16 protein-coding genes are annotated in these 18,713 nt (G+C 37.4%); 9 read left to right on the top strand and 7 right to left on the bottom strand.

Features of this window, described 5'->3' with window-relative positions; genetic code table 11:
• Positions 1-44: 44 nt before the first annotated feature.
• Positions 45-368 carry a metalloregulator ArsR/SmtB family transcription factor gene (locus PYV58_RS14425; protein ID WP_034613227.1) on the top strand — a complete coding sequence of 108 codons (324 nt, stop codon included), beginning with the start codon at positions 45-47 and terminating at the stop codon, positions 366-368.
• Positions 369-374: 6 nt separating this feature from the next.
• Positions 375-1,451: an ACR3 family arsenite efflux transporter gene (gene arsB / locus PYV58_RS14420; protein ID WP_034613229.1), complete on the top strand. Its 1,077-nt coding sequence runs from the start codon at positions 375-377 to the stop codon at positions 1,449-1,451.
• A 28-nt stretch (positions 1,452-1,479) separates the two neighbouring features.
• Here arsB and PYV58_RS14415 read toward each other — a convergent pair whose 3' ends face one another.
• Positions 1,480-1,884, bottom strand: coding sequence for a Cd(II)/Pb(II)-responsive transcriptional regulator (locus tag PYV58_RS14415; protein WP_004721728.1), 405 nt, complete (start codon positions 1,882-1,884; stop codon positions 1,480-1,482).
• Positions 1,885-2,055: 171 nt separating this feature from the next.
• Here PYV58_RS14415 and PYV58_RS14410 point away from each other — a divergent pair, with 171 nt between their 5' ends.
• On the top strand, positions 2,056-2,691 hold the full coding sequence (locus PYV58_RS14410; protein WP_004820297.1) for a cation transporter: 636 nt from the start codon (positions 2,056-2,058) through the stop codon (positions 2,689-2,691).
• Positions 2,692-2,763: 72 nt separating this feature from the next.
• On the opposite strand, the gene PYV58_RS14405 is transcribed toward PYV58_RS14410, so the two are convergent.
• A complete protein-coding gene (locus PYV58_RS14405) occupies positions 2,764-3,612 on the bottom strand; it encodes a hypothetical protein (RefSeq protein WP_034613234.1) in 849 nt (282 codons plus the stop codon).
• 261 nt (positions 3,613-3,873) lie between these two features.
• Here PYV58_RS14405 and PYV58_RS14400 point away from each other — a divergent pair, with 261 nt between their 5' ends.
• Positions 3,874-4,455 carry a TetR/AcrR family transcriptional regulator gene (locus PYV58_RS14400; RefSeq protein ID WP_004721722.1) on the top strand — a complete coding sequence of 194 codons (582 nt, stop codon included), beginning with the start codon at positions 3,874-3,876 and terminating at the stop codon, positions 4,453-4,455.
• A gap of 895 nt (positions 4,456-5,350) precedes the next feature.
• On the opposite strand, the gene PYV58_RS14395 is transcribed toward PYV58_RS14400, so the two are convergent.
• Together PYV58_RS14395 and PYV58_RS14390 are read right to left on the bottom strand one after the other, a co-directional pair.
• Positions 5,351-6,079, bottom strand: coding sequence for a hypothetical protein (locus tag PYV58_RS14395; protein WP_227504284.1), 729 nt, complete (start codon positions 6,077-6,079; stop codon positions 5,351-5,353).
• 357 nt (positions 6,080-6,436) lie between these two features.
• Entirely contained in the window at positions 6,437-7,138 is a 702-nt protein-coding gene (locus tag PYV58_RS14390; protein WP_034617784.1) for a hypothetical protein, read from the bottom strand.
• 307 nt (positions 7,139-7,445) lie between these two features.
• Here PYV58_RS14390 and PYV58_RS14385 point away from each other — a divergent pair, with 307 nt between their 5' ends.
• The 3 genes from PYV58_RS14385 (at position 7,446) to PYV58_RS14375 (ending at position 13,238) form a co-directional block, all read left to right on the top strand.
• Positions 7,446-8,090: an RluA family pseudouridine synthase gene (locus PYV58_RS14385; RefSeq protein ID WP_004820305.1), complete on the top strand. Its 645-nt coding sequence runs from the start codon at positions 7,446-7,448 to the stop codon at positions 8,088-8,090.
• A 139-nt stretch (positions 8,091-8,229) separates the two neighbouring features.
• Entirely contained in the window at positions 8,230-11,067 is a 2,838-nt protein-coding gene (rapA, locus tag PYV58_RS14380) for an RNA polymerase-associated protein RapA (protein ID WP_034617785.1), read from the top strand.
• Between the two features lie 476 nt (positions 11,068-11,543).
• On the top strand, positions 11,544-13,238 hold the full coding sequence (locus PYV58_RS14375) for an AMP-binding protein (RefSeq protein WP_034617787.1): 1,695 nt from the start codon (positions 11,544-11,546) through the stop codon (positions 13,236-13,238).
• Positions 13,239-13,385: 147 nt separating this feature from the next.
• Here the strand turns inward: PYV58_RS14375 and PYV58_RS14370 are convergent, their stop codons facing one another.
• The 3 genes from PYV58_RS14370 to fabR all read right to left on the bottom strand — a co-directional run bounded on the left by PYV58_RS14370 (position 13,386) and on the right by fabR (position 16,234).
• Positions 13,386-14,402 (bottom strand): AI-2E family transporter, encoded by a 1,017-nt coding sequence (locus PYV58_RS14370; RefSeq protein ID WP_004820310.1) that lies wholly within the window; start codon positions 14,400-14,402, stop codon positions 13,386-13,388.
• A gap of 261 nt (positions 14,403-14,663) precedes the next feature.
• On the bottom strand, positions 14,664-15,494 hold the full coding sequence (gene dapB, locus PYV58_RS14365; protein WP_034617789.1) for a 4-hydroxy-tetrahydrodipicolinate reductase: 831 nt from the start codon (positions 15,492-15,494) through the stop codon (positions 14,664-14,666).
• 44 nt (positions 15,495-15,538) lie between these two features.
• Positions 15,539-16,234: an HTH-type transcriptional repressor FabR gene (fabR, locus tag PYV58_RS14360; RefSeq protein ID WP_004721706.1), complete on the bottom strand. Its 696-nt coding sequence runs from the start codon at positions 16,232-16,234 to the stop codon at positions 15,539-15,541.
• Between the two features lie 142 nt (positions 16,235-16,376).
• Here fabR and PYV58_RS14355 point away from each other — a divergent pair, with 142 nt between their 5' ends.
• Together PYV58_RS14355 and PYV58_RS14350 are read left to right on the top strand one after the other, a co-directional pair.
• Complete coding sequence (locus tag PYV58_RS14355) at positions 16,377-17,444, top strand: ferredoxin reductase (protein ID WP_034617791.1); 1,068 nt, start codon at positions 16,377-16,379, stop codon at positions 17,442-17,444.
• Between the two features lie 12 nt (positions 17,445-17,456).
• Entirely contained in the window at positions 17,457-18,551 is a 1,095-nt protein-coding gene (locus tag PYV58_RS14350; RefSeq protein WP_004721703.1) for a fatty acid desaturase, read from the top strand.
• Positions 18,552-18,713 lie beyond the last annotated feature (162 nt).

Here is an 18,713-nt window from a genome sequence, read left to right as displayed (position 1 = left end):
TTCGCAATAGTGAATATGCTAAACCATAAAATTGAGTAATTGCGATGGATCAACCCGATTTCTTTAAGTGCTTATCTGACCCAACTCGTTTGGATATTTTAAAAATTGTGTTGGCACAGGGGAACGTTTGTGTTTGTGAAATCACTGAAGCCTTAAATTTAAGCCAGCCAAAGATTTCTAGACACTTGGCTTTGTTGAGAAATTTGTCCATTTTACTTGATCAACGCAAAGGCCAATGGGTGTATTACCGTTTAAATCCTGAATTACCAGAATGGGCCAATGCAGTATTAAACATAATTGCAGCGCAAACTGCGAATTCAGTTATGGGTAGTTCAGACTTTAACCAAATCAACAGCTGTTGTGAGTAAGCTGTCATGAACTCAAATCAGCCAACTTCGCGGCTTTCTTTCTTAGATCGCAATTTAACTTTATGGATCTTTATTGCGATGGTAATGGGGATCTGCATCAGCGTATATTTCCCGCAGGCTTCTGTGGCTTTAAATCGTTTAAGCGCAGATTCAGTCAATATACCCATTGCGATAGGTTTAATTTTGATGATGTATCCGCCACTTGCCAAAGTGGATTATGCGACCTTAGCTGTAGTCTTCAAAGACAAACGAACGTTGACTTTGTCTTTGCTACAAAACTGGTTAATCGCGCCGTGCCTGATGTTTGCTTTAGCGATCGTGTTTTTACATGCTTATCCTGAATATATGACGGGTTTAATTCTTATTGGTTTAGCCCGTTGTATCGCGATGGTCTTGGTATGGAATAACTTAGCAGGTGGTGACAATCAATATGTCGCAGCTTTAGTCGCTTTTAATAGTATTTTCCAAATTGTCTTTTTTAGTACTTATGCTTGGTTGTTTTTAACAGTTCTACCACCGTATTTTGGTGTAGCAGGAAAAGTTATTGATGTCAGCTTTTGGACGATTACACATGCGGTTTTCATCTATTTAGGTATCCCATTTTTATTGGGCTTTCTAAGTCGGATCATTCTGGTTAAACGCAAAGGATTAGACTGGTATCAACAAACGTTTATCGCTAAAGTCAGTCCACTGAGTTTATTGGCATTGTTATTTACCATTGTGGCGATGTTTAGTTTAAAAGGGGCGGATGTAGTTAGCCTACCATTCGATGTATTGCGAATTGCCATCCCATTAACTCTGTATTTTGTGGTGATGTTTTTCCTGAGCTTTTTTATGAGCAAGTGGATGGGCAATGATTATCCTAAAACTACAGCGATTTCTTTTACCGCAGCGGGAAATAACTTTGAATTGGCACTTGCTGTTGCGATTGCAACATTTGGATTGGCTTCACCTGTCGCATTTACCACAATTATTGGTCCTTTGGTAGAAGTTCCAGTATTGATTGCGTTGGTTAGTGTTTCGCTATGGCTGCGCAAATCTGTTTTTAAATCAGCACATCGACTCAATCAGCAGAGGGAATAGCCGAGAGACTCATTTAACACAATATAAATTATTCCGATGCTTCAAGTTTTTTGACAATCTGACAATGATCAATGGTGGTGTTCGAGGAGCAGGATTGACGTAATTCATGCAGTTGCGATTTAAAATGTTGTAATTCATATATTCGAGTTTCTACATGTCGAATATGTTCTTCAATCAATTGGTCAATGATTTTACAGCCTTGTTCAGGATGTTGTAGATGCTCTAAAAGTTGAGTAATTTCATGTAAGGTCATATCTAATGCGCGGCAACGTTTAATAAAAATAAGCCGCTTTAATGTTTCATCATCATAATATTTATAATTATTATCTGCACGATAACTGGATCTGATCAGATTTTTTTTCTCATAAAACCGCACAGTATCCGTCGACAGCTGAGTTTTTTTAGCGAGATCACTAATTAAGTATTGCTGCATGCTTTATTTTCCTGAATCAACTTGACCTTGGACTAACTCCATAGTTTTAAATAGCAGTATAGCTGAATTTTTCATCATTGTTGAAGCATGTGCTGATTTTCTTTAAAGCACCAACTTGACTGAAAAAAATAAGCAGATAAGCCCATTTATATTGAATCAAGGAGAAGTGTCATGGCGTGTACATGTAGTCATGAACCTGCACCACAGAAACCGAATAGCAAGTTTAGAACGGCTTTGTGGATTGCACTGTTTATTAACCTTGCCATGTTCTTTGTTGAATTGATTGGTGGGGCGTATGCACATTCTTCTGCACTTTGGGCCGATTCTCTGGATTTCTTTGGTGATTCCATCAATTATGCCGTTTCTTTAGCGGTATTAGGCGCAACGCTGTATTGGCGAGCGACTGTTGCCTTGTTTAAAGGGGCAATCATGGCAATTTTTGGTTTTGTCGTGATCGGCAAAACGATCTATGCCTATACGAAAGGGATTCCGCCAGAAGCGATTACCATGGGAGCGATTGGTATACTGGCTTTAATCGCCAATGTGATTTCAGCCCTTGTGCTTTATGCTTTTAGAGATGGCGACTCCAATATGCAGTCTGTTTGGCTGTGTAGTCGTAATGATGCGATTGGAAATGTCGCCGTAATCTTTGCAGCTATTGGGGTTTTTGGTACAGGAAGCATGTTGCCAGATATTATTGTGGCTGTGATTATGGCGACTTTAGGCTTAACCGGCGGTTATCAGGTGATGAAGAGAGCACTACAAGAACGTAAACAAAATATGCCAACTCAACACGTCTTACAATGACGCTCAACGACTCCACAATAAAGTATTTTTGATCTCAGTAATGGGATCAAAAAACCATCATGAAGTAAGCGTTTAAATTTCAGTTATACGCATTGCCATTTTGCTCCAGAAATTATTCCAGAGTGCTAAATACTCAGACTGGACTTGGTCCAAATACTGTTGGTCGTTTTGATCATAGCATTGTATCAGTAGGGTCCAAATGTCATCTTGATGGTTGTCATCATTGGCAAGGGTCGCGTCATTTTGATCAGCCAGACCATGACAAGCATAATAACCTTCAATAAATTTACTGTTGTAAATCGACATGTTGTTACGGAGTGCTTCACTAAACTTTATGACTTGCAGCTCTGTACAAGCCAAAATAAGCAATAATTCTGTATAAGAATTGATGTGTTGGTGAATAAATTGGGCCAATGCGAAAGCTTCTATTTCAGTCTGTTGCTGATCCAATGGATCTAATTCCAACTGCTGCATCAATTTTAAAAAATAAACCAGATGTGATTTGGATGCAGCACTTTTTTCGAGTTGGTGTGTATTGAAACCCAGTTCATCAATTAAGTTTAGCGACAGTAAATAGCGTGCATATATTTTCGCTGCAATCCTATTTTCTGGATGAATATTATGGTTTTTTTCGAGGCTAACGGCTTGATAAATTACCATGCTAAGTGCATCTGTAAAATTTTTAACAATCGCCGTAAAATAATTAATATGAATAAATTTAAGTTGTTCAAGCGTCAGCTGGCTTTGATTCAACTGGACTAATATTGGGTGCTTAAATAAAACATGACAGTGTGTTTGTCGCTTTAAATTTGCGATAGCTTGAGTATTTTGCTGCCATAATTCAGGTTGCAAGGAATTTTGAATGAAATGCAGCAACTCGAAACGAGTATGTTCAGATTGCGTGAAAGATAATATGCTCATATGCTGCATTAAAATTTTAATTTTGCCGTTTTTATAATAGTAAAAAACAAATTGTTTTGCTAGTATTTATACAGGTTTAATATTTTATATTTCATATACTTGCCTTTGTAGTCTTGATGTTTTTTTATAAAAACTCAGTATTCATATGAATTTAAGATATAATTCTTAGCATACACTTGAAGTAATTCGTATTTATGTGCTGTTCTTATAAGCTAATGCTTTAATTTTAATCTTAAATTTTTGTACATCAGGTAAAAACAAATGTCAAAAAAAGAGGACATCATTAATACAGCGTTGAATCTCTTTAATACATATAGTTATAATTCTATCGGTATAGACCGAATTATTAGTGAGTCTGGCGTTGCAAAAATGACTTTTTATAAATATTTTCCATCTAAAGCCAAATTGATTGAAGAATGTTTGGTCACGAGAAATCTCAATTTGCAAGAATCATTAGATGCTGCAATCGCTAAATGTGATCCACAAGATTATTTATCTCATATTAAAGCCATTTTCACATGGTACAACGCATGGTTTCATAGTGAAGATTTTAATGGTTGTATGTTCCAAAAAGCCGTAGAAGAAATTTCAAAAGTTTATCCGTCATCACTTCAACCTGCAACTGACTATAAAGAGTGGTTAAAAGGGCATTTGAGTAATGCGTTGCGTCATTTAGGTGTTAAACAAGATATTCAACTTGCTTCTTTCTTGTCGAGTCTTCTTGACGGAATGACGATTCAAGCGCAAATAGATCCTCAGCAAGTGTGTTTGGATGATTATTGGAGACGGGTAGAGACCCTGATTCAGATGGAATTGGCTCTAGCCCAACCGAGTTCAGTTTAACCTTTAAGTTTGTTGAATAATCGCAGATTGCAAGCGTAATCATTATTTGCGCTTGTTGATCTGTTTAGGGTCTGTTGAGATTTCATAAATGGCTTGCGTTGTAGGTTAAAATTGAGCATGAGACGTATACGTCGTAAAGCATGAATGAGAATAGCGAGACTATTTTCAAGTTTCATAACGTAGGCTGAGATAATTTTAGCCACAACCCTTCGGGACTAGCGTGTTTTTTGTTGCTACGTCGTTACGAACTACTTATTTAGAATAACTAAATTTCGTATTTCGCGCCTAGTATCGCCTAAAAAACACACGTAGTCGCAAACATAGACGAATTGTCAACAGACCCTAATTTACTCCTTAAAACTTGAAAATAAAAAAGCGCGATCACTTGAAGTGAATCGCGCTTTGCTGATAAGTTTTTTATATACCTGATGATTTATTGTCATAACAATAAATTATCAGGTAAAGAGATGCTTGAAGCATCTTCTTATATTTATTCTTATACCCTCTGAATGCACATGTCATTCGTTTTTTTCAGCAAATTATACAGACTTGTCTGTTTAGTTGGATTATAAAGATTTTGTTGTTTTTTACAACAGAATCTTTGTGAATTTGTTTGTTTTTTTATCAATCGGCTTAAATATTAAAAAAAATATCTAATTTTTGGTACTTTGCGTTTAATTTTATGGGTGCTGATATCGTTTAAAAGCCAGTTCTTGATCTTGTAGATTAGGCTAGCAGACTTCTATTGATCTTTAAATGGCAGTAAATTGCTATACGCGAAGCATGTGGTCAAGAATTTGAAAATTGAAATGAATAATTGTAAATAAATATTAGAGATAAAAAGTCAAAGACCATGAAAAGTGCTTATGCTGTTTGGAATATCAGTATTTAAGCATTAGTGATTCATTCTTCGGGCTAAAATTCTAGGATCATTGCTATTGAGGATTTGTTCAATTTTGCCATTAGGGTGCTGAAGAATCGTTTGATCATGCGTATAGACTTTGCCATTACGAGCAATCGCATTTTGATCATTGGGCGGGGTAAATAACCATGTTTCATCTTGTGTAAAAGGATGAACCAGTAAATTGAATTCAGTATTTGCTGGATATTGAATACCGCCTAAGGTTAATTTTTCTGCCAGTGTGCCATTTTCAATCCCGATGAGTTGTTTATTTTGATCCAAATAGACATTTGCCCATTGTAGGGAAACAGCTTTGTATTGGGTGAGGGGATTGTGAATCCGCCAGTAATCTGTAGAAACAAAGTTGTCTGGATATTTTTGATATTTAGAACGCTCGATACCTGCCTGTGCCATAAGCGTAATATTGTCTAGCTGCGTATCTTGAGCAAGATTACAGTGCTCTAAACCAACGATGTTGCCAGCATCATCTAAATAGACTTGAATATAGCTCATCAGCTGACAATTCCAACCTTCGATCGTATCCTTACCTGTCCCCATTAAGGTGGTGGAACGATCATCAAAAAGTTCCAAATCAATACCACGAGGAATTTTCATGCTGTTAATTTGTAGCTTTCCAAATAATACGGGTTGGGGAAATTTGGCTTGTCTCAATGAGGACAATTGATTGGGTGCAAATAATTCAAGTTCAGTCCCTTGTGGCATTTGGATGCCTAAAATTTTCTCAGGCGAACTTAATGTTTTATGTAGGGAATGATGCTCTTTTTCAATCTCATTTTTTGTATATAGAACAAGAAAATAAAGTGCCAAGCTCAAAAAAACGCAGAGTACACTACAGACAAATAAAGACTGAATAAAAATATTGCCATGCCTAAGGGCATTTCTGAATTTTGAGCTAAATATTAATCCAATCGCAAAGAGACTAAAAATAATGGTCCCAAAGCCGGCGACAAAGAAAATCCAAAGATAGTTAAAAGAAAGTGGAATCATGCTACTGAGAATCGTATTTTTATATTTGCTAAGATTCAGGATATTGTATGCAATATCCTGAATTATTTTCAATCAATCAAAAATCTTATGAAGCGCTTGGAACGGTAAAGTCACTACATCAAAAGCGACAGCAAAAGGGAATAACACCAGTTTATCTGCAGTTTTACTGCCAGCCTTTGAGTAATCTTTGACCTCTTGAGTGGTATAGATACTGACTTGATAGGGTTTACTCAGTGCTTTTAGTGATGAAATATTAGAAGCAGAAGGGTAAACCAGACCAGATAAGGCAATGTTAAAACAGAAACGTTGTGCTTTTAGACGTTGATCACTTGAAGTGGTACATTCTTCTGCACCATTTTCAATAAAGAATGCACGATCTTGTTTAGTGACATCTTCCGAAAGTTTGACATATTTGAGTGGTAGGATTCCTGAAAAATGCCCATCATTTTTTTCTGAATTGAAGGTCAGCGCTTTATCAATTTGAATAAATTTTGGATCAAGTCCTGTGATCACTTTGACAAATCGAGTACCACCACTGGTGATGACATAACTATTTTTTTGTCCTGCAATAACAATGCTGTCAGAAGGTAGTGCAGAAATTGCTTGTGATGGTTTGCCAAATGCTAAAACCGTATCATTGACCAATACGGTTTGAACATTACGGGTACGGACACCGTTGTCTTTCTTTAAAAGGGTTGAAGTTGCACAGCCGGTCATGGCAAATGCGGAAATAATACAAATGGACAATGTAGATTTATAATTTAATTTATTCATATTTTGCTCATTTAATCTTAAGGTATTGTTTATACCATTAAAAAAATAGGGTGTTAAGTTTTTAGCCTACCAAAAAATAGACAATAATTTATTTTTTCAATGAATTAATCCAATTTCTCCACAATTGATTGGCAAAATGTATCTAAAGTTTTTGATTGTCTTGTAAATTGCCAATGAATTTAAAGCAATTGTACGATTTATTATTCTTTCTTTAGAATAATCGAATAAATCAGATAATTTTGATTGTAATTTCATTCCAAGATTCTTAGAATTGCCTGCTTGTTTGCGTGATCATTGGAACTGAACTTTGAGTAATTTTCTAACCGAACACCTGATCCATCGTGATGATGATTTTATGGTGATCCATAAGCCAGCAGGTATACTCACAGTTCCAGGAAAAACAGCAGATTTACAAGATTGTGTTATCAACAGATTATTAAAAATCGAGCCTAAGACTTTACTCATTCATCGTTTAGACCGCGATACCTCTGGAATTTTGGTATTCGGACTGAGTAAATGGGGACAAAAAAGTATTTCTAGACAGTTTCAAGAACGTCAAACCTCTAAAACCTATCAAGCTGTTGTTGCTGGCACTTTACATGGTGAAGGCACAGTTGATGTTCCTGTGATTTATGATCCAGAACATCCACCCTTACATATTGCTGATCCAGAACATAATAAGCCTGCATTAACACATTGGAAAGCAATCCAACATTTTCAAATTCAAGGACAGGCTGTAACCCGTGTTGAGTTAACTCCAATTACAGGACGGTCACATCAGTTACGCGTGCATATGCAATATTTAGGACATCCTATTATTGGTGATACTTTATATGCAACTGTAGAACAACAGCAGCTTATGCCACGACTTTGTCTACATGCACAACAACTGAGTTTTCATCATCCTAAAACAGAGGAGCTTGTACAATTTGATTGTCCAGTTCCGTTTTAGTTTAGATTTTTAAGTTGAAATTAAGTCGCTCAAAATTTAATGAGCTTTATGTCAAAAAGTATTGCGTAATGGGTATAAACTTTGTTCAAATATTCTCCTGATTTGAGCAACCGTGTTTTAGCCCTAACATGAGATAAAGGTGGAAAAATTGCAACAATTTGCTATAGGTCAACGTTGGTTATCGGACACAGAAACTGAGTTAGGTTTAGGTGTATTGATTGACGTCGATGAACGTTCAATCAGTATTCTTTTTCCAAAAAGTGACGAAACTCGTGTCTATGCACGTAATAATGCCCCATTATCTCGTATTGTTTTTAATATCAATGATGAAGTTCAAGACCAAGAAGGCATCAAGTGGATTGTCGAGTCTTTAGACGATCGCAGTGGTGTGATTCGTTACAATGTTATTCGTACATTGGATAGTGGTGAACAAGAGAAGAAAGCATTAAACGAAACGCGTATTGGCGCACAAATTCAATTGTCAAAGCCTTTAGAACGTTTATTGGCAAGCCAAATTGACTATAAAGAATGGTATGACTTACGTATTGAAGCGATGCAAATGCAAGCCAATATGCAAACGTCACCATTACGTGGTTTGGTTGGCGCGCGTGTAGGTTTGATTCCACACCAGCTGTATATTGCCCATGAAGTGGGTAAACGATTTGCACCTCGTGTACTACTTGCAGATGAAGTCGGTTTAGGTAAAACAATCGAAGCGGGACTCATCATCCATCAACAACTCAAAACGGGTCGTTCTGAGCGAATTCTGATTCTTGTACCAGATTCATTACAATATCAATGGATGATTGAAATGCGTCGTCGTTTCAATTTGAATTTCTCATTGTTTGATCTGACTCGTACAGCTTCAATCAAAGAGCATGATCCTGAACTCAATCCATTCCTGACTGAACAATGTATCATTGCTTCAGTAGATTTAATGATTGACCATGATGATTTACGTGAGCAAGCCATTGAAGCTGGTTTTGATCTGTTAGTGGTCGATGAAGCGCATCATTTGATGTGGAGTGAAGAAGAAGGCGGTAATGACCGTTATGATCTGGTTGAAGAGCTTGCTGAAAAAACTGAAGGTGTGCTGCTTTTAACGGCAACACCTGAACAGTTAGGTGTAGAAAGTCATTTTGCCCGTTTACGTTTACTTGATCCACAACGTTTTAGTTCGCTTGATCGTTTCCTTGATGAAGAAGAGCAATATCATCACACTGCTAAAATTGCTGAAGTGTTGATGTCAGATTTGCCACTTGAAGCGGAACATTTGGCAGCGGTTGAAAAATTATTAGGTCATCCGATTGAAGATCAGCCTGAACATCGTTTCCGTGCAATTCATGAACTTTTAGACCGTCATGGTACTGGTCGTATCTTGTTCCGTAATACCCGTGAAGCAATTCAAGGTTTCCCTGGACGTGATTGCCAACCTGCACCATTGCCAGCACCAGAAAACTGGTCTAAAGATGGAAAATTACGTGAGCAAATGTGGCCAGAAGAACTGCAACTTGATGGCGCATGGATGGAAACAGACCCACGTGTTATGTGGTTGATGGAACGATTACGTTCTGATTTAAAACATAAAAAAGTACTGCTGATCGCACGTAGTGGTCCAGTTGTTGAAGCACTTGAAAACGCTTTACGCATCCACGCGGGTATTCGCACCGCAATGTTCCATGAAGGCATGAGCTTATTGGAACGTGACCAAGCAGCGGCTTATTTTGCTGAAGATTCTTATGGTGCACAGATTTTACTGTGTTCTGAAATTGGTTCAGAAGGGCGTAATTTCCAGTTTGCTTCTGATCTTGTGTTGTTTGATTTGCCAGCAAATCCAGATGTACTTGAACAGCGTATTGGTCGTTTAGACCGTATTGGTCAAGAAAATCGTATTCAGATTCATGTGCCTTATCTTGTCGGTACAGCGCAAGAGCGCATGTTCCGTTGGTATAATGAAGCGTTGAATATTTTTAGTAATATTTCGCCTACAGCACAAACCTTACAAGAAAACTTTATTGTCGATTTAAAAGATTGCTTATTGGATGATAAAGGCCAAGCCTTTGAAGAGCTTCTTGAAGCGGTCAATGTACAGCGTCAAGCGCTTGAAGTTGAATTGCAAGATGGTCGTGACCGTTTATTGGAATACAATTCATGTCGTCCGATCGTGGCACAAGAAATTGTTACTGCGCTTGAAGACTATGATGACAATACTTTGTTGCCAATGTTTATGAAGCGGTTTATGGCATCGACTAACATTGACTTTGATGAGCAAAGCAATGGTACGGTGATTATTAAACCAACCGATCAAATGCAAGTGCAAGGTTTGGATATCGACGAAGAGGGCATGACTGCAACCTTCTATCGTGATCAGGCACAGATCCGTGAAGACGCGCAATATTTAACACTTGAACATCCGTTTACTGAAAGTGTGATGGAAATTATCCGCACTCAATCTTTTGGTAGTACCAATGTTGCGATTCTAAAAACCAATGCACTTAAACAAGGCACGATCTTGTTAGAAGTTTGGTTTAAAGTGGATGTGGTCGCACCTAAGGCATTAAATTTACCTTCAAGTTTGCCGACACAATTGATCCGAGTGTTATTGACTGAAACGGGTCAGGATATTACTGCCAAGCTTGATCCAGAAATTATTAAGCCGTATTTACACCATTTAGATAGCAACAGCTGTCGTCAAGTGGTAAAAGCACGTCGTGAAGTGATTGAAGAACGCTATGCACAAGCTTTAGATATTGCTAAAGGTGTTTTACCGCAGTTAAAAGAACAAGCTAAAGAAATTTATGGTAGCAAATGGCAATATGAAATTGATCGTTTAAGCTATTTAAAACAATTTAATCCAAGTATTCGTGCAGATGAAATTGAACGTTTACAGAAATTCCAGAAAGAAGGTTTAAGCCTATTGGAAGGTGTTTCTGTAACACCAGAGGCGATTCAGGTATTGGTCGTGGTTAAACCTTAATTTAGCGCAATTTTATCTAGATTCTAAAAGCTCCTTCGGGAGCTTTTTTGATGTATATATTATCCAGATTTAAATAGTCAATTATTGGGTCATTTTTATTTATTTGATTTTAAATGTAAAAATTATATCAATTTATAAAAATTAATTCCTATTATTGAACCATTTATATGACCATGTCTTGTGTGGGGGCTATAGACCATTCATCAATTTCACCACACCATAGAAACCCCATGTATCATTGAATGAGATCTACTTTACAACAATAATCAATGAACGATTTACAGGGAGTTTGTTGTATACATTGCAACCGTTTTTATGCTATTTAAATAGTGTACTTTGATCTCGATTTTTTCTTTTAGAGATAAAGTTTACCCACCCATGTAATTTGATCATTCAGTATTGTGTATCCAAATAGACAAGTTCGAAAGCAACGGTCTATAGCCAAGATAAAAACTTAAAATAATGGAAGAAATGATATGGAAAACAAGGATTTTGTTGAGTTTCATGATACCCATGTGCACTATCTACTTCATTGGGAAAAGCAATTACCGCAAAAAGATGTGTTTGTACAACCATTGGCCAATGGCAATGCAGTGCATTACACATGGTCGGAAGTTGCACAACAAGTTCGCAGTATGGCGAGTTATTTACAGTCTTTAAACTTGCCTGAAAAGAGTGCGATTGCAATTTATGGTAAAAATAGTGCGCATTGGCTTATGGCAGATTTAGCGATCTGGATGTCAGGTCATATCTCAGTCCCACTCTACCCAACACTCAATGCGGAAGGTGCAGCTTATGTACTCAACCACAGTGAAGCAAAACTCTTATTTATTGGAAAATTGGACGGTAAAGCGGATAGCTGGAATGAGGTAAAAACAATCATTCCGCAAGATTTAGCTTGCGTGCGTTTGGCATTATCACCTGAATTCGATGCACCGCAATGGAATGATATTGTGCAATCTGTTGCCCCACTAGAAAACCCAATCTTGCCCAATAAAAATGATTTAGCGACCATCGTTTATACGTCTGGTAGTACGGGTGTACCTAAAGGAGTTATGCAAAGTTTTGCGACACTTTTATCGGCTGCTCGTGAGCTCAGATTAACTTATCAAGTGACAATATCTGATCGAGCCTTATCTTATCTACCACTTGCACATGTTGCAGAACGTATTTTTATTCAATCTTCATTGATGGTTTGCGGTTTTACCGTGTATTTTGCAAATTCAATTGAAACCTTTGTTGAAGATTTGAATCGTGCCAAACCTACATTATTCTTTTCGGTACCGCGCTTATGGACCAAGTTCTATTTGGGCGTTAATGAAAAAATACCGCTCCATATACAAAAGGTTTTATTTAAAATACCTGTGTTAGGTAAGTTGGTTAAAAAGAAATTACTCACTAAACTCGGGCTAAATCATGTCCGTTATGCATTTACTGCTGCGGCACCGCTACCTACAGATATTATTTTATGGTATCGAAATTTAGGTTTAGAGTTACTTGAAGTCTATGGCATGACTGAAAATTGTGGTTATTCGCATGTGACACGTGTGGGGCAGTTTGCCAGTGGTTATGTGGGGCATGCCCAACCTAAAGTGGAGTGTAAAATTGATGAAAATGGTGAAATTCTGGTAAAAAGCCCAGGAACCATGTTGGGCTATTATAAAAATCCTGAAAAAACTGCAGAAGATATGACCGAAGATGGATTTTTACGTACTGGGGATTTGGGCGAGATCGATGCAGAAGGGCGGTTAAAAATTACGGGTCGAATTAAAGATATTTTTAAAACAAGTAAAGGCAAATACATCATGCCAGTTCCGACTGAGCAAAAAATCGGAAATCAGGCATTAATTGAATCTGTATGTATTGGTGGTTCAAGCCAACCACAACCAGTTGCCTTTATTATGTTGGCTGAAGATATTCGTAACAGTCTGAAGCAGAACCCGAAGCGAGATGAAATTGAAAACGCCTTAAAAGCATTAAGAGTGAAGATCAATGAAGAACTGGAGCCTCATGCAAAAATCAGCTTTTTTGTCGTAGTCAATGAACCATGGACCATGGAAAATGATTTACTTACCCCAACGATGAAAATTAAACGTAATAAAATTGAAAGTCGCTATGAGCCATTCTTAGACGCTTGGGCACAACAGAAACGAGAAGTGGTCTGGGAATAAAAGTTTTTAACTACATTCGTATTATTAGCAAAAAAGCCTGAATTGTAATGTTGATCAACTCAGGCTTTTTTTAATTTTCTTCTTTTACAAAGTAATACTTCATACCTTTAAAAGAAGGGTTTCTTGATGACTCAAATGAACTATGTTTTAAATCATTTCAGCTTGTTTAAGTTCTAACTTGAGATAGGCATAGAAAATGGGTGCAACAATTAAACCCGCTAAGCCAAAGAACGACTCAAAGACTAACATTGCCAATAACACTTCCCATGACGCTGCATGGATTTTTGTGCCAATAATTTTGGCATTAATAAAGTATTCCAGTTTATGGATAAAAATCAGATAAAGTAATGCGATACCAGCGGTAGATACTGAAATGGTTAAACCTGCCATAACAATAATGGTATTGGAGAGTAAGTTTCCGACAATTGGAATTAATCCAAAAATAAAAGTCAGGATCACCAAGGTGTTGGCAAAAGGTAAATGTATATCAAATACTGGGAGGATCAGGTGAGAGAAAATCAAAAATAAAAAGGTATTGATTAACGAAATTTTAAACTGCGCAAACACCACATTTTTAAAAGATGACGAAAGATTCTCAATACGTGTGATCATGGCACGCTTAAATTCTGGCTGATCCGGCTGTGGGCGCAGTTGGTTTAATGAGACAAGGATCCCCACAATCATACCAATCAACATCGTGGCTAAATTATGTAAAAAGCCTGTTCCAGTACTTTTTAAGGTGGATAAATTATCTTTGATTAAATCAAAGGTTTGATCTTTTAATTCAGTGAGTGAATAAGGAATAAATCCGGGAATATATTGTGCCACTTCAAGTTGTAGTTTTTGTAAGGTCTGATCGACTTGGTCACTGATAGCATTGATCCCCGCACCTTGCAAATCGTGTTGAACAAAGCTAATTAACCCTGTGATGCTGAGCACAATCAAAGAAATAATAAAAATGGCAAGAATAATGCTAATGGTCAAGCGCGCTCTTTGACCATCAATATATCTTTCTGTAATGCTACCTAAACTATTGATGATTTCAAAAACAACAAAACCTGCAAAAAATGACGCTAAGAGATGCAAGGGAATCAGTAAAGACAAAAAGATCAGCATGAGTAAGTAACTTGCAATAATACTTTGACGATCATTTAACAGTTTCATGTGAATAGAGCTCAATTATACAATTGATGTATAGGGGAATATAAAAATACCAAGTTAGATTTATATCACTCTAACTCGCGGCGAGATAGCTATTTTTAAATACAAAGCTTAATTCAATGTGAAAATATTTGGTCTGAATACTGGGTGAAAAGTCTTTAAAAAACGTTATAGAAATATAAAAGATGACGATCGCGTGATTGAGCAAAAAAAATTTAATGCTGCGTACATTGAGCAGTACACTGGATAGTACATAGAGCGCTATTAAAGTGAGTGATTCAAATGAATCACGTCATGCATATTATATAAGCCAGCGGGTTGAGACATACACCACATTGCGGCACGAATTGCACCAGTCGCAAAGTTCATCCGATTGCTTGCAATATGTTTGATTTCGACCTGTTCCCCATGACCATAAAATATTGTGTTATGTTCACCAACAATGTCACCACCACGTATAGCTTGTAAACCGATCTGTTGGGGTGTTCGCTCAGCAACCTGAGCATGGCGTTGATAGACCGCTAAATCGCTGAGCAATTGTGCTCTGACTTGAGCAATCGCTTCTGCGTACATCAGTGCAGTACCTGATGGCGCATCTATTTTTTGTCGATGGTGTGCTTCGATGATTTCAGCTTCAAATCCTGTACCTAATAATTGGGCAGCAACTCGAACCAGATCAATACTAAGATTGACGCCAATGGAATAATTGCCTGAATGCACGATAGCAATATCTTGTGCGGCTTGAGCAATGTATTGATTTAATTGCTCAGATAAACCAGTGATACCAATAATCATCGGCTTTTTAGCGTGCTGACAAATTTTTAAATGTTGCGATAATGCTTCTGCTGTAGTGAAATCAATCACCACATCACAATGCTGAATGACGTCTTCCAAACGATCTGAAATGAGCACATTTAATGGTGCTATATTGAGATACTGTCCTAGTTCATGACCAATCGCTGCACTTGCAACTCTTGCTGTAGCAACAGTGATGTTTAGTCCCGCATTGAGACAGGCCTGAACTAGCATTTGTCCCATGCGGCCAGTCACACCCAGTATGCCTACACGAATATTTTGTTGATTGTGACTGATCATAGGGTCTTGATACTTGTATTTAATAGGCTATGAAAGAATAGCTATTATTTAATTTGCGCTTCGTCTAAATGACGCGAACCTTCGAGTAACATACGAATCATCACCATGGTTTGTTCAGCGACTTCTTTACGTTCAGCAATTGGCAAATCAATCACCTTGGCACCCATATTAAATACCAGCTGAGTAATTGCTTTGGCGACTAAATCAGGATGGGTTAATTTACTGTGATTGATGCGTTCTATTCGAATCAAATCTTCTTGGAGTTCTTGTTGGAAATAATTAAGTTGTTTGTCTACAGCAAGTTTATATTGCTTTGATCCTGTATAACCTTCACGCAGTAGTAAACTGAGGTTACCTTCATCGGCATCTAGTTGTTCAATAAATACTTCAACTGAACTGCGAATAATACTGCTTTGTCTGATTGCCTTGATTCGAGCTTCATGCAAAATTTGACGAAGCACCACACCTGAACGATCAATCAGTTCAATCGCCAACTCATCAATATCTTTAAAGTGACGATAAAAACTATTTGGCGCAATCCCAGCTTCACGAGCAACTTCTCTTAAACTTAAAGAGGAAATACTTTTTTGCGGTCCAATCAAATTTAAGGCGGCTTGGAATAATTCTTCTTTGGTAATTGTCGCTTTGCGTCCAACAGTACGTACAGAAACTTTTTCAAGCTCATGAATTTGATCTTGAAGGGTAGCTGGGTTCTGAGGTAATACGGACGTTGGATTCATAAAGTATCAAATAGTTAAAATATTTTTTTCATTATAGCCTTTGTCATTACATAAATGAAATGTCTAGATACAATACACGCGTATATACAAATATATATACATGTGTATAATAATTAAAAATCACTCAGATGGTGAGCCTAGTATGCACGCTATTGAAAAGCAAAAATCTCCCGTAAACGCTATATTTGATATGGTGTTAGGTACTCATACGACTAATTTTTGGCTACAGAAAATTAATCCATTGTGGTCAGTTCAACAAGCTTTGGGGAAAATTGTTGAAAAAGAACAATCCGCCGCAGATACGATCAGCTTAACCATCAAAATTAACCGTTTGTTTAAAATGGGGTTAGCCGGGCAGCATCATCCAATCACTGTCGAAATCAATGGTCGTCGTTATGAACGTACCTATAGTCTGACTCAATTAGATACGCAACATGTATTACTCACGGCAAAAAAAGTAGAAAAAGGCATTGTGAGTAACTGGTTGTTTGAACATGCCCAAGTGGGTGAGGTGATTGAATTTGGTCGACCTTATGGTGATATGTTATTGCCTCAAGTTGTCAGTCCATTGATTCTGGTCGCTGCGGGCAGTGGTATTACGCCGATGTATAGCTTGATTCAGGCCTTGGCAGCCAACCAGCAGCTTGATCGTCAGCCAGTACATTTAATGTATTGGGTTAAAAAAAATGCAGACGTTGCCTTTAAACAACAGTTTGAGCAATTAGCCCAACACTATCCCGATTTTAAATTTGATGTGTTCTATACCCAAGAAATACCTGCGGATGCACGTTTAAATAATGAATATTTACATATCATTAAAAATCTTGAGCAAAGCACAGTGTATGTATGTGGTCCTTCAGGTTTTGTGGCAACAGCTGAACAATTATTTGAACAGGCCAAAGTACTCAAAAGCGAAGCATTTAGCCTAAGCCCCGTGATTTCTGATGACACCGGATTTATCAATGTCACATTAACCAAATCCAATAAAGTGGTTGCAATCCCTAAAGGTCAAGCCATTTTAGTTGGCTTAGAACAACAAAATATCAAACCAGAACATGGTTGCAGAATGGGGATTTGCAATAAATGCGCGTGTAATAAAGCACAGGGTGCCACAAAAAACTTAGTCAATGGTCAAGAAAATTTTGAACCAAATAATTTGCTGAGAATTTGTGTAAATACTGCCAAAACTGATTTAGTTATTGATCTTTAAGCGAGTTTTATCATGAATATGCCAGTTAAAATTCAATATTTTAAAAACACCAAAAACCGTGAACTGACCCAGACTGAGCTTGATGCTTTAGCGCGCGAGCTAGATGCGATTAAGCAAGAAGTCTTAGATGATATTGGCGAAAAAGATGCCAAATATATCAAAAAAGTATATGCCGCTATTCGTTATAGCAGTATTTTAGGCCGAGCATGTTTATTTGCAGGTTGGTTCCCACCAGCATGGTTACTTGGTACAGGTTTACTGAGCTTTGCCAAGATCATGGAAAACATGGAACTCGGTCATAATGTTATGCATGGGCAATATGATTGGATGAATGATCCACGCTTTAAAGGTACAACTTACGAATGGGATATTGTTGGAACTTCTGACAACTGGCGCCAAACCCATAATTATAAGCATCATACCTATACCAATATCAAAGGGATGGATGATGATATTGGCTATGGTTTATTGCGTTTATTCCCAGAACAACGTTGGAAACCGGGTTTTTTATTGCAGCCTTTATATGCAATTCCATTCTGTTTATTGTTCCAATGGGGCGTTGCGATTCAAAACCTTGAAATTGGTAAATTGGTTTATAAACGTAAAACGTGGGCGCAATTTAAAGAAGAGTGGAAGCCGACTCAAAAGAAAATTGGTAAACAGTTTTTTAAAGATTATCTTTTCTTTCCTGTGATTGCTGGCCCGGCAGCTTTACCTGTATTTACAGGTAATTTAGTTGCCAATGGTATCCGTAATATTTGGACATTTAGTATCATTTTCTGTGGTCACTTTACCAAAGATGTCGAAGTGTTCCCTAAAACTGTTTTACAGGATGAAAGTCGTGGACATTGGTATATGCGCCAGATTCGCGGTTCTTCGAATTTAACTGGTTCAGAAGCATTTCATATTTTGACAGGTCATTTGAGCCATCAAATCGAGCATCATTTATTCCCTGAAGTACCTGCTCGTCGCTATCGTAAAATGGCGCCTAAAGTTGAAGCGGTATGTAAAAAGTATGGTTTAAACTACAACAATGCAAGTTTGTTTAAGCAATATGGTCAAGTCCTTGGACGTATTGTGAAATATGCATTTCCATTTAAAAAATAGTTGATTTGCTAAAGCTAAAGCCACTTTTAAGTGGCTTTTTTATTGTCAATGATTGGGTTTTTCAGTAAAGTTTATTTGACTGTTATAAGGGTTTGTTGACAATTCGTCTACGTTTGCGACTGCGAGTGTTTTTTAGGCGATATTAGGCGCGGAGTATGAAAT

The sequence above is a fragment of the Acinetobacter sp. TAC-1 genome (assembly GCF_029025845.1).
Taxonomy (GTDB): domain Bacteria; phylum Pseudomonadota; class Gammaproteobacteria; order Pseudomonadales; family Moraxellaceae; genus Acinetobacter; species Acinetobacter guillouiae.
The sequence above is the reverse complement of the archived record's forward strand: the minus strand, read 5'-3'. Positions and strand labels throughout refer to the sequence as shown.